The sequence below is a fragment of the Duganella sp. Root198D2 genome (genome assembly GCF_001428585.1).
Lineage (GTDB): Bacteria > Pseudomonadota > Gammaproteobacteria > Burkholderiales > Burkholderiaceae_D > Rugamonas.
In genome coordinates this window covers 123,429-135,613 of the sequence record NZ_LMIC01000009.1, presented here as the reverse complement: position 1 = coordinate 135,613, position 12,185 = coordinate 123,429, and the positions used below count along the sequence as shown (strand labels likewise).

At 62.6% G+C, this 12,185-nt stretch carries 10 protein-coding genes; 1 reads left to right on the top strand and 9 read right to left on the bottom strand.

The annotated features are described in order from the left end of the window. From ASE26_RS31950 to ASE26_RS29815, 3 genes are all read right to left on the bottom strand, one after another. Positions 1 to 656 (bottom strand): RHS repeat-associated core domain-containing protein (locus ASE26_RS31950; RefSeq protein WP_304438634.1); only part of this gene is annotated, 656 nt, incomplete at its 3' end. Positions 657 to 671: 15 nt separating this feature from the next. Continuing rightward, positions 672 to 2,057: an RHS repeat protein gene (locus ASE26_RS11015; protein ID WP_055933718.1), complete on the bottom strand. Its 1,386-nt coding sequence runs from the start codon at positions 2,055 to 2,057 to the stop codon at positions 672 to 674. Continuing rightward, entirely contained in the window at positions 2,054 to 4,501 is a 2,448-nt protein-coding gene (locus ASE26_RS29815) for a DUF6531 domain-containing protein (RefSeq protein WP_082591334.1), read from the bottom strand. The genes ASE26_RS11015 and ASE26_RS29815 overlap by 4 nt, the downstream gene beginning before the upstream one ends. 343 nt (positions 4,502 to 4,844) lie before the next feature. On the opposite strand from ASE26_RS29815, the gene ASE26_RS31175 reads away from it, so the two are divergent. Further along, entirely contained in the window at positions 4,845 to 5,003 is a 159-nt protein-coding gene (locus ASE26_RS31175) for a hypothetical protein (protein WP_200960806.1), read from the top strand. On the opposite strand, the gene ASE26_RS11005 is transcribed toward ASE26_RS31175, so the two are convergent. Genes ASE26_RS11005 through hutH form a run of 6 tightly spaced genes read right to left on the bottom strand, consistent with a single transcriptional unit; the run spans position 4,957 to position 12,093 of the window. Beyond that, positions 4,957 to 6,543 (bottom strand): glycine betaine ABC transporter substrate-binding protein, encoded by a 1,587-nt coding sequence (locus tag ASE26_RS11005; RefSeq protein ID WP_373922411.1) that lies wholly within the window; start codon positions 6,541 to 6,543, stop codon positions 4,957 to 4,959. The genes ASE26_RS31175 and ASE26_RS11005 overlap by 47 nt on opposite strands. Before the next feature lie 5 nt (positions 6,544 to 6,548). Continuing rightward, on the bottom strand, positions 6,549 to 7,805 hold the full coding sequence (gene hutI, locus ASE26_RS11000; RefSeq protein ID WP_057246223.1) for an imidazolonepropionase: 1,257 nt from the start codon (positions 7,803 to 7,805) through the stop codon (positions 6,549 to 6,551). Between the two features lie 3 nt (positions 7,806 to 7,808). Next, the gene (locus ASE26_RS10995; protein WP_055933724.1) at positions 7,809 to 8,393 is read right to left on the bottom strand and encodes a HutD family protein; all 585 of its coding nucleotides are present in this window, start codon (positions 8,391 to 8,393) and stop codon (positions 7,809 to 7,811) included. Then, a complete protein-coding gene (locus tag ASE26_RS10990) occupies positions 8,390 to 9,757 on the bottom strand; it encodes a formimidoylglutamate deiminase (RefSeq protein WP_057246221.1) in 1,368 nt (455 codons plus the stop codon). The genes ASE26_RS10995 and ASE26_RS10990 overlap by 4 nt, the downstream gene beginning before the upstream one ends. Beyond that, on the bottom strand, positions 9,754 to 10,542 hold the full coding sequence (gene hutG / locus ASE26_RS10985; RefSeq protein ID WP_057246219.1) for an N-formylglutamate deformylase: 789 nt from the start codon (positions 10,540 to 10,542) through the stop codon (positions 9,754 to 9,756). Before hutG ends, ASE26_RS10990 begins: the two co-directional genes overlap by 4 nt. A 9-nt stretch (positions 10,543 to 10,551) precedes the next feature. Beyond that, complete coding sequence (hutH, locus tag ASE26_RS10980) at positions 10,552 to 12,093, bottom strand: histidine ammonia-lyase (RefSeq protein ID WP_057246217.1); 1,542 nt, start codon at positions 12,091 to 12,093, stop codon at positions 10,552 to 10,554. Between the last annotated feature and the right edge of the window lie 92 nt (positions 12,094 to 12,185).

Below are 12,185 nucleotides of genomic sequence, written 5' to 3'. Positions count from 1 at the left end.
CCTACATACGCGTACGTATTAATCCCACCTTCGAGCCCAATCGGATCGGATTGCACATACCGCCCGGTCTGCGGATCATAATCCCTGTAGTAGTTGTAATGCAGGTGAGTTTCGCGATCAAATTGCTGTCCAGGAAAGCGCTGATTGAATGCAAAGGCTAGCTGCCCAGCGGGCTGCTCGTCGGCCGCATCCTTACCAAATGGATCGCTGTCCCATTGCCACACCAGGTTGCCACTGCCATTGGTGATTGCACGCGGCGTATTAAGCTGGTCAGTGTGGATGAAGTAGGCTGTCGCAGCACCTGGCGCGGTGCCGATGGTGACTGCCAACGGTGCCGATTGCAGAACAGGGTTGGCAGGATCGGTTGTGGTGACCTTCGCTGTGATCTGATAGGTGCCCGCGGCGAGGTTGTTTAGCGTCAGCGTGAATGGCGACTGCAAGCTCACGCCCAACGAGGTGGTGCCGTTGAAGTATTCCACTTGCGTGGCCATCACCGGGTTCCCATCCGAAATCGCGGTGACAGCGAGCGTTACTGCTGCTGGCGCAGTTGGGTTGCTTGGGCTTGCCGTGACATTGACGGTGGGTGCGGCGGCAGCCAGTTGGCAGCAGACGAGCAGCAGCGCCATCCATGCTGCCGAGAAGATTTTCTTGAACACGTATTTCTCCATGTCTTATTTCAGTACCGCAACCGGCATGTCGCCCAGGTAGACGTATTCGGTCAGCGCGCCATCGGTGCTTTCGGCGATCAGCTTGCCGCTTCCGTCGTAGTGGTAAACCGTGGTCGATATCGGCGTAACTTTCTGCACGCGTTGGCCGAGGGCGTTGATCTTGTAGCTCACCAGACCGATGGCGGTGTTAGCCGACACCATGCGGCCACGTGCGTCATAGTTGAAGGTGGCGCTGCCGTTGTTGGTGATGCTGCCGTTGGCGTCGGTGGCGATGCTGGCGTTCTGGCTGCCAGTGAGCTGCGTCAAGCGGTTGCTGGTGGTGCCGTAGGTGTAGGCGGTTGAGGCAGCGCCATTCGCGTATTGTGTGTGGTTGCCGACGGCGTCGTAGCTGTAGACGAGGCTACGCTGGGCACGCTGTTCGCTGGTGAGACGGTCAAGTTCATCGTAGCCGTACGTGCGATTGTTGGCCGCGTTGCCGCCGTCAGCCACTCCGGTGATACGGCTCGCCGCGTCATAGGCCAAGGTTTGCACCTGGCCATTGAGCGTGTAGCTCGTCATGCGGCCATTGATGTCATAGCTGCGTGAGTAAGTCTGGCCGTTGCCGAACACGAGAGATTGCAGCGGGCCGAAGGCCTGATAAGTTACCTGGCCAACCAGCAGCTGCGGCGCTCCATTCCTGGTACTGCGGATTTCCTTAATGCGGCCCATGTCGTCGCGCACATAGTCGACGCTGCGGCCACTCGGGTACGTGAGACCGGAAAGGCGGCCATACTGGTCGTAGCGGTAGGCGGTGCTGTAAGCCTGGCCGCCGATGGTGCGGGTCTCGCTAACCGTCCGTCCATGTTGGTCATAGCCGTATTGGATGCTTCCGCTGACATCCGTCACTTGGCTTAGTCTGCCCAGCGCATAGGCGCCCTGGTCGTAGACATAGCTAACGCCCGTGCCGTCGCTGAAGCTGGCGGAGGTGACGCGGTTCAGCACATCGTACTGGTACGTTGTAGTCTGGTTCTTTGCATCGGTGCGCGTTTTGATATTGCCGGCATCGTCGTAGGTGTTGACGGTGTTGCCGGTATCGGGACTGCTGGTCTGGATCAAATTGCCCAGGCCGTCAATGGTGTAGACCGTGGCCAGATTGCGGGCATCGGTCACCTTGACAACGCGGTCAAGCCCGTCATAGCCAAATGCAGTGATGCCCGCGCGCGGATCGGTCGATGCGATACGCCGGCCAAACACATCATAGTCATGCGTCGTGATGCGGTTCAGCGGGTCCGTGACCTTGGTGAGCAAGCCGGCGGTGTTGTAGTCGTAACTGGTCGTGGTGTTCTGGACCTGGGCGCTGGCGGCGCAGCACAAAGCGGCGGCAATGGAGAAAATTGTGGCGCTGATCATTGCATTGCTCCGGTTACTTGCTTCAAACGGTTCAACGTATCAAACACGCGGCTGATCCTGCGGGTCAGTTGGCCGTTCGCGTCGTTGCTGTCTTCGCTAATTCGATTGCCGGAAAGGTCGAGGGTGTAGCTGATCTTGTTGCCCTGGCTGTCAGCAATGGAGGTCAATCGGTGGGCGTCGTCGTAACTGTAGGTCGTGGTGGTGCTATCCGGCATGGTGGCGATTTTCAGGTTGCCCACACCGTCATAGGTGTAGCTTGTGAGTTCGCCGCCGGCTGATACCGAGTCCAGCCAGCCACGTGGGCCATAAGAGAAGCTGGTCACCATACCGTTTGGATCGGTAATCTGGCCAACGCGTCCGTTCACATCGTAATTGCCATAGCGCGTGACGTGGCCGGCCGCATTGGTCATTGTTTCCAGGTTGCCCTGGTTGTCGTAGGTGAGCGTCGTATTGACTCCCGGCCCTGTCTTGGTGAGCAGTTGGCCAGCATTGTTATAGGTGAAGTTCCAGGTTTTGCGCGTACCGTCTGGAATAGCGGAGAAGCCACTTGCTCCATTGGCATCCTTCGTGGCCTGCACCGACTCTGACAGCATGTTGCCGTTGGCGTCATAGGTGTAGCTGGTGATGCGCAGCGGCTCTGCGACCTTGGCGCGCAAGCGCATGGTCGGGTGCCATTCGGTGGTGATGGTGCGGGCAAGCGCGGTTCCGTGGCCTTCAACCCGGCTGGTTTCCAGGTTGCGAGTCAGGTCGTAGGTGAAGGTTTTATTGTTCCCTTGCCAGTCCTTGCTGGTCGATACGTTGTTGTTGGCGTCGTAGGTTCGCTCCTTCATGTCTTGGCAGCCTTCGCATGGCTGGTCGATGGCATCGTTCATTGCTACGCCAAGCGAGAGCTTGAAGCGGTATTTCCGGATGATGGTTTGAGGCGCTGCAGCGGTGCCGACATAGAAGGTCGCCGTGACGGTCCTTGTGCCGTCGGCACCATAGCCGGTATGCTCAAGGCTTACCTTTTCTACTCCGCCAGCATGCTCTGAGGAGGTGGCAAGGTTGGAGCAACTCCAATTCCAGGTCGCATAACGAGCGCCATTTTCATCCGTGATACCTGTCAATGCATTGAGCAGGTGGCCGGAACCCGGAGCCGCAGACGTGGTGTTATAGCAGTCTTGCCCGCCGTTGATCATGCCCTTCTCGTTGTAGTGATACGTTTTTGTCTGGTTGCCCGGGTAAGTTACTGCAGTCAGATTCCCTGCTCGGCAGGTCGCCGGATTCGGGTTGTTGGATGGGCAGCCTCCAGTGACGCCGTCATACTTGTACAGGTAAGCCTGGCCGGCAGGGTCGATGGCTTTGGCGACTCGCTGCTTCGAGTCGTACTCGAATTGCATTTGACGTCCCCAGTTATCGGTGACGCAGACGGGAAGTCCCGCGGCAATTGCCGGTCCAGCCTGCACGTTGGTGCAGGCTGGCGCATCTTCGGGCCAGCGCGAAGTTGATGTATCGTTGCTGGTGCCGGTGCTGTAGGTGTAGCGTTGCCAAGTGCCGGTAGCGGACGTGATTGACAATAGACGGCCATTGGCACCGTATTGCTCAACATCCCTGCCCACTGTGGTGTAGGTCCAGCCGGATGGATTAGTACCTGCGCCCGTGTACTGGGCTGTCAGACGCTCGTTGACATCAGCATCAGGTATCCATTGGTTGCCCACGTGATTGAATATGTAAACCTTGCCATCCGCGCGGGTCACAACGGCCGACTGTCCGCTTGAGTCCGACTGCGGGAGGGTGCAGAAAGTTATGCCGCTGTTGCGAGTGAAACACGCCGTTGGTTTTGTGCTGTCCCGTAGCCATACTTTGCGGTCAAGTCCAGAAGTCCAGTGGCTACCGAAAACACCTTGCTCGTTCATATCCCCAGTGAATTGGCCGCCGTTGTAGGTGCGTCTCAGTTCAAGCTTTAGCCCTGGCGTCGCAGGAATAAAGTCCGCTTCCAACTGTACCTTGGTGCTACTACCGGGCGATATCGGGTTGCCGCAAGTAGGTTGCTCCGTAGGGCAGACGGGACCGTTCGCCTTGGGGGATGAGGCGACTGGCTCGGTGACCGGATTGACAAACTCACATCGATACAATATAGGGTCATACACAAACCGCCCATCGGTGCCGCAGGCGGACGCTGCGAAATAGACCTCCATGGGATTTCCTGGGGTCGTGAATCGATGATGATAACCAGTAGCATAGGAGGTGGGGGCGGACGGGGGCGTGGATCCGCAGATACGCACTGGATCTTGGCCCAGTTCTGAGGCCAGACTATTGCATGCGGAAAACAACGCCGCGCCCGTTCGATAATTTCCCACCCACATAACGGCTTCGCCACCAGGAGTGACGGGAACAAATTCGGCATTAGCATTCGCGCACAGCAAGAAGCCAGCGAGCGAAGCAATTTTCCATCGCGTGATCATGAACACTTCCCAAAAGCAACATTAAAGATGCAGGAGGGTAACATGTTCACTTGTGAAAATTTCTATGAAATACTCACAGGGCGTGAGTGTTCATCCAAAGGACTTCCGGGAACTAGGTAGAGCAAAAAAAATCCCTCGCGGCTCGTGTGTGGTCGGGCGAGGGATACTGAAACCCAGGTGTCAGTTGGGAGGGGAGATGAATCGACGGTTTCAATATAGTCGCCCTGCCCCGGCCATGCCCTGTCCCTTACAAATTCTTACCTGGCTTACATTTGATCTAGCTCAATACATTCCCTGGGGAAACTCGCAGAATGGAGAGTCTCGCGCTCGGTGGAGACTAAAGATGTTCAAAGCTGTTTATCGGGCTTATCTGCGCTTTTTGCTGAACCGCTATACGCGGGAATTGCAAGTGCTGGCAGTGCAGCGGGCCAATGACGCGTTGGCTGAGCAGGTGCTCACGCGCGAAGCCGAGCTGGTGCGCGCGCGGCTGCTGATGCTTTAAATCCCCGCTCCATCCATTCGAACAGGCCCTGCGTGAGCAGGGCCAGGACGGCTGCCGGCAGCGCGCCAGCCAGCATCAGGGTATTGTCGTTCAAGGCCAGGCCGGCGGTGATGCGCTCGCCATACCCGCCGGCGCCGATGAACGCGGCGATGGTGGCGGTGCCGACGCTCATCACGGCAGCGGTTTTCACGCCGGCCAGGATCACTGGGGCGGCCAGCGGAAGTTCGATTTCTTTCAGGCGTTGCGTGGTGCGCAGGCCCAGTGCTTCGGCGGCCTGCTTCAGGCCTTGTGGGACGCCGCTGATGCCGGTGCAGGTGTTGCGGATGATCGGCAGCAGCGCGTAGACGAACAGCGCGCATAAGGCGGGCATGGTGCCAATTGTTCCTAGCAGCGGGATCAGCATGGCCAGCAGGGCTAGCGAGGGGATGGTTTGCAGGATGCCTGCTGCGGCCATGACTGGTTCGCGCAGCTTCGGGCGATAAGCGGCGAGGATGCCGAGGGGGATGCCGATCAGGCTGGCCATTGCGACGGACAGCGCGACCAGCAGGGCGTGCTGGCGGGTTAGCGGCCAGAAGTCTTCTGCAAAAAGGCGCTGCCCGAGTGTGGGGGCGCTGGATGGTGCCGGCAAGCTCGCGCGCGGCTGCGCGACCACGCTGGCGGAGGCGCCGGCGTCGCGCGGGGCGGCGCGGGCTGACGCCGACGCGGGGTGGGGCGCGAGCCAGTCGCGGGCGATCGCACCAAAGGACTGGCCGTGCAATTCTGCGGCGCCGTTCATGGCAATCATGTCGGACGCGCTGATGCGGCCTTTGAGTGCGCGCAATGCCCGCCAGGCGGCTGGGAAACGTTGTGCAGTGTCGAGGCGGTATAGCAGCACGGCGTCGTAGCGTGGGAAGTAGGCGCGGTCGTCTTCCAGCACGCGCAGGCCGTACTGGCTGATCTTGGCGTCGGTGGAGTAGATGTCGATGACGTCGACCTGCTTCTGCGCCAGGGCTTCGTAGGCGATGCCGTGATCGAGGCCGCGCGGTGTGGAGCCAATCGCATATTGCTTTGCCAGGCCGGGCCAACCGTCGGCGCGGCCGATGAATTCGTGCGACAAGCCGTAGCGCAATTCGCGCTGTGCGGCCAGCTCGCTCAGTTTGCGCGGGTCGCCGGCTGCGCCGCGTACTGCCAGCGCGTAGGTGTTGTTGAAGCCCAGCGGGACGGCAATGCCCAAGCCTTGCACGGCCAGTTCGCGCTGCATCTGCTCCAGCGTGGCGGGTTGCGTGTGCTTGAGGATTTCCTGGCTGATGGTGCCGGTGTATTCGGGGTAGACGTCGATGCTGCCGGACTTCAGCGCGGCCAGCACGATGGCGGTGTTGCCAAGGCCTTGCTTGTGTTCGACCCGGACGTGCGGCGCGGCGGTTTGTGCCAGCAGTTCACCGAGGATATAGGACTCGGTGAAGCGTTTGGAGCCGATGCGCAGCGTGTCGTCGGCGCTTGCGGCGGAAGCAAGGAAGGCGGTGGCCACCAGGGCCAGGAGGACAGTGGCGGCGCGGCGCAGCAAGTTCAGGCGCCTGCGGTGGGGGCGACTGCGGGAATGCCGACCACAGGGTCGCGCCAGACGCCGCGATTGACCACGGCGACGCAGGGATTGAATCCGAAGGCGTACGACAAGTCCGCCGGGCGGGCGATTTGCCACAGTGCGAAGTCGGCGCGCTTGCCGACTTCCAGCGTGCCTACCTCGCCATCCAGCCCCAATGCGCGTGCGGCATTGATGGTGCAGCCGGCCAGCGCTTCCAGCGGCGTCAGGCGCCACAGCGTGCACACCATATTCATCGCCAGCAGCAGGGAGGTCATCGGCGAAGTGCCGGGATTGTTGTCGGTGGCGACTGCCATCGGCACGCCGGCAGCGCGCAGGGCGGCTACCGGAGGCGGCGTGGTGTCGCGCAGGAAGTAGTAGGCGCCAGGCAGGAGTACGGCCACGGTGCCGGCAGCATCCATGGCAGCGATGCCTTCGGCGGACAGGTGTTCCAAATGGTCGGCAGACAGGCCACCGTAGCGCGCCACCAGTGCCGCACCGCCCTGGTCGGACAATTGTTCGGCGTGCAGTTTGACCGGCAAGCCATGCTCGCGCGCGGCGGCGAAGATGCGTTCAGTTTGCGCGGCGGTAAAGCCAATGCGCTCGCAGAAGGCATCCACCGCGTCGGCCAGACCGTCGGCAACCAGCGTGGGGATCATGCCGATCACCGCGTCGACGTAGTCGTCGGGGCGGTCCTTGAATTCGGGCGGCAGCGCATGGGCGCCGAGGAAGGTGGTGCGCACCGTTACCGGCACAACCTGCTCGACGCGGCGCGCCACGCGCAGCATCTTGGATTCCGAAGCGAGGTCCAGGCCGTAGCCGGACTTGATTTCCAGCGTGGTCACGCCTTCGGCCAGCAGCGCGGCGATACGCGGCAGCGACTGGCGCAGCAGCTCTTCGTCGGAAGCAGCGCGGGTGGCGCGCACGGTGGACATGATGCCGCCGCCGGCACGGGCAATTTCCTCGTAGGTGGCGCCATTCAGCCGCGCTTCGAATTCGTCGCTGCGGTTGCCGGCGTGGACGATGTGGGTGTGGCAGTCGATCAGGCCGGGGGTCAGCCAGCAGCCGCCGGCATCGTGCTCCAGCTCCGCGCTGCCCGCTGCTGCGGCATCTTCGCGGCGGCCGATCCAGGCGATGCGGCCGTTATCGACCGCGATGGCGGCGTCGCGGATTTCGCCATAGCCCTCGCCCATCATGGTGGCCAGGTGCACGTTGGTGATCAACAGGTCCCACTCTACTGCCATGTTTTACTCTTCGTTCGGGAAAATATCGACAATGAACACGGTGGCGTGGCCCGCTTCCAGCGTCCACACGTCATCCTTGTCCAGCACCACCGCATCATAGCGCACCAGCGAGATGCGCTCACTGGCGCTGGCCAGGTTCAGGCTCTCGCCTTCGGCCAGGAACACTACCGTGGTCGGGCTGCGCCGTTCCAGCGTGGAAAAGTCGCGGATTGTGCGCCGTTCCAGCTGGTGATTGCAGATGGAGCGCCGCGTCATGACGTTGAAATCGGTGGTCGGCGCGCCTTCCACCGTGGCAGTGACGGCATTCTCGCCCGGGAAGGCGATGACCGGCTCGCGTTCGCTCAGCGCTACGCGCCGCTCGTTGCCCACGTCCAGCACCACGCCGCCGCCCTCGACCAGGGTCAGGGTGCGGTCGATGCCGGGAAAGACGGAGAACGGGCCGCTTTGCGCGATGGTGGCCAGCGACAGGCGCCATTCGAACTCGTCGAAGCCGGCGCCAGGCGGCATCACGCACAGTTCCGTGGTGCTGCCGCCGCCGTTCTTCCAAGGCGTGGAGTGCAGGCTTGCATACTGGATGATTTGAGTCATGCTCGTAGCTCGCGCAGTTCGGCCAGCGTCTTTTTGAAGCGCGTGGTGATGGCCGGTTGCGCCACGTGCTCCTGGCCGCGCACCACCCAGTGGCCGCCGACCATCACATCCCTGACTAGATTATCATTTCCGCTGAAAACGAAGCATCCCAATACATCGGCGGCGTCGATTCCGTCGAGATTCGGGTGGTCGTCGTCCAACACTATCAGGTCGGCACGTTTTCCGGCTGCCAGAGCGCCCACCGGGCGTCCGGCCGCCTGCGCCCCGCCTTGCAAGGCAGCTTGCCACAGGAAGTCGCCGACGCGGCGCTCGCTTCCGGAGACGGCAATGTTGCGGCGCTGCTGCACCAGGCGCTGGCCGTATTCAAGCCAGCGCAATTCTTCCACCGCGCTTTGCGATACATGGCTGTCACTGCCCACGCCGAAACGTCCGCCCTGCTCCAGGAAGCTTTCAAGCGGGAACAGGCCGTCGCCCAGGTTGGCTTCCGTGGTCGGGCACAGGCCCGCCACGGCGCCGCTTTGCGCGATGGCAGTAACTTCGTCCGGCGTCATGTGGGTGGCATGCACCAGGCACCAGCGCGCATCGACCGGCAGGTTTTCGTAAAGATTCTGCACCGGGCGCTTGCCCGAGAAGTCCAGCGATTGCTGCACCTCGCCCTGCTGCTCGGCGATATGGATGTGCACCGGGCGCGCTTTCGGCAAATGGTCCAGCACTTCGCGGATCTGCGCCACGGAAGCGGCGCGCAGCGAATGCGGCGCCACGCCGACTTCCACCTGCGCATCGCGCAGCGGTTCCAGCTCGCCGATGATCTTCAGCACGTCGCGCGCATCGGTGCGGAAGCGTGCCTGCTCCGGCTTCAAAGGCTGTTCGCCGAAGCCGGCGTAGGAATACAGCACCGGCAGCATGGTGATGCCAATGCCGGCCTGGCGCGCGGCGGCGATCACGCGCTGCGCCGTTTCCGACGCATGCGGATACATGCTGCCGTCCGGCGCGCGCTGCACATAGTGGAACTCGCACATCGAGGTGTAGCCGTGGCGCAGGCACTCGGAGTACAACTGGGCCGCGATGGCCTCCATCTGCTCCGGCGTGATATTGCGCGCGAAGCGATACATCAGGTCGCGCCAGGTCCAGAAACTGTCCTTCGAATCGCCCGCGACTTCGGTCAGCCCGCCCAGCGCGCGCTGGAAGGCGTGCGAATGCAGGTTGACCATGCCCGGCATGACCAGGCGCGCACTCGGGATGCCCGGCGCCGCCACGGCATCGGCCTGCACGGCGGTGAAATTGCCGCGATCGTCCCACTGCAGCAGGACGTTCTTGCGCCAGCCGTCGGCCAGCAGTGCGTGGTACGCGAACAGGGCCTTCATTTGCGCACCCAATCTGCAGCGGCTTGCACCAGCTGGCGCAGCAGCGGCTGGACCTCGGCAGCGCGGTCTTCGCGGTAGCCGAACGGCGCCGCTTCGTCCATATAGGTGGACTGGCACATTTCGAGCTGGATCGCGTGCACGCCCTGCTCCGGCTTGCCGTAGAAACGCGTGATATGGCCGCCCTTGAATCTGCCGTTGACGGCCACGGTGAAGCGTTCATCGCTGCGCGCAACGCCGGCGATAACGTCGGTCATGGACTGGTCGCAGCTGGCGCCGTCGGCGGTGCCGAAGTTCAGGTCGGGCAGCTTGCCTTCGAAGAAGCGCGGCACGACAGAGGCGATGGAGTGGGCATCCCACAGCACCACTTTGCCGTGGATCGACAGCAGGCGGTCAAGCTCCGCGCGCAACTGGGTATGGTAAGGCTGCCAGTAAGCGGCCAGGCGGCGCTCGACCTCGGCCTGCGAAGGCTGCTTGCCTTCCAGGTACAGCGGCTCGCGGTGGAAGGTATCGACCGGACACAGGCCGGTGGTATCCTGGCCGGGATACAGGTTGGTGTTTTCAGGCGGACGATTCAGGTCGATCACATAGCGTGACCAGCGTGCCGACAGCGTGGACGCGCCCAGCGCGCCCAGGAAGTCGTACAGCTGCACCAGGTGCCAGTCGGTATCGGCCTTTTCGGTCGCCGCCGGCGTCATCGCAGCAGCGATATCGCCGGGGATGTCGGTGCCCACGTGGGGCATCGACACCAGCAAGGGAATACTGCCTGCTTGGAAGCGGTAATCCATGAAACCTCCTTACGGATGCAGGGCGCTGAACAGGTTCTTGCAAGTGGCGCTCAGGTCGCCGTTCACCACCATCTGCCTGGCTGCCTCGATGTCCGGCGCAAAGAAGCGGTCGGCGTCGAAGAATGGTACCTTGGAACGGAGCTGGGCGTGCACATGTTCCAGTTGCGCCGAGGTTTTCAGCGGACGGTGGAAGTCGATGCCCTGCGCCGCAGCCAGCAGTTCGATGCCGAGGATAACAGCCGTATTTTGCGCCATGTCGTGCAGGCGGCGCGCGCCGTAGGTGGCCATCGACACGTGGTCTTCCTGGTTGGCGGAAGTCGGGATGGTGTCCACGGAAGCCGGATGCGCGATCGACTTGTTCTCCGATGCCAATGCGGCGGCGGTGACGTGGGCGATCATGAAGCCGGAATTCACGCCCGGGTCGCGCACCAGGAATGGCGGCAGGCCGGACAGGGTGGCATCGATCAGCAGCGAGATGCGGCGCTCGGAAATCGAGCCGATTTCCGCAATGGCCAGCGCCAGCGTGTCGGCGGCGAAGGCCACCGGTTCGGCGTGGAAGTTGCCGCCCGAGACCACCACCGGGCCGTCGTCGTTCTGGAAAATCAGCGGGTTGTCGGTGACGGCATTGGCTTCGATCAGCAAGGTGCGGCCGGCGTTGGCGATGATGTCCCAGCAGGCGCCCATCACTTGCGGCTGGCAGCGCAGGCAGTACGGGTCCTGCACGCGCTCGTCGCCTACCAGGTGCGAAGCGCGGATCGCGCTGCCGCTCACCAGTTCGCGGTAGATGCCAGCGGCGGCGATCTGGCCTGGCTGGCCGCGCACCTCGTGGATGCGGGCGTCGAACGGGGAATCGGAGCCTTTGGCGGCGTCCAGCGACATGGAGCCGGTCACCATGCCGGCTTCCAGCAGGCGTTCGGCCATGAACAGGCCGTGCAGGCACAGGGCGGTGGAAGCCTGGGTGCCGTTGATCAGGGCCAGGCCTTCCTTGGCGGCCAGCACCACCGGGGCGATGCCGGCGGCTTTCAGCGCGTCGGCTGCCTGTACCAGTTCGCCTTTCACGCGCACGTCGCCCACGCCCAGGATGGCCAGGGTCATGTGCGACAGCGGGGCCAGGTCGCCGGAGGCGCCAACCGAACCCTTGGCCGGGATGGCGGGCATGATGCCCTTGTTGTACAGGGCGACCAGGGTATCGATCACGATCGGGCGGATGCCGGAGAAGCCGCGCGACAGGCTGCTGATCTTGGTCAGCATCAGGAGGCGCACGACTTCGTCGGACATCAGCTCGCCGGTGCCCACCGAGTGCGACAGGATCAGGTTGCGCTGCAGCTGTTCCAGCTTGTCGTCCGGGATGCGGGTCTTGGCCAGCAGGCCGAAACCGGTGTTGATGCCGTAGGCGGCGTCGCCCTTGGCGACGATGTCCTGCACGGCTTTGCAGGATGCCTCGATGGCGGTGTAGGCTTCCTTGACCAGCGCGATCGGGGTGTGGGTGCTCCACACGGCGCGCAGGTCGGCCAGGGTCAGTTTGCCGGGGGTGAGGGTGAGTTGGGTCATTTTTGTGTCTCGTGTTCGTTTGCTTTTAAACCGGTAAGGCCGGGTCTGACCCAAGGGTCAGACCCGGTCGGCGGCGGTCGCGGGTCGGGTCC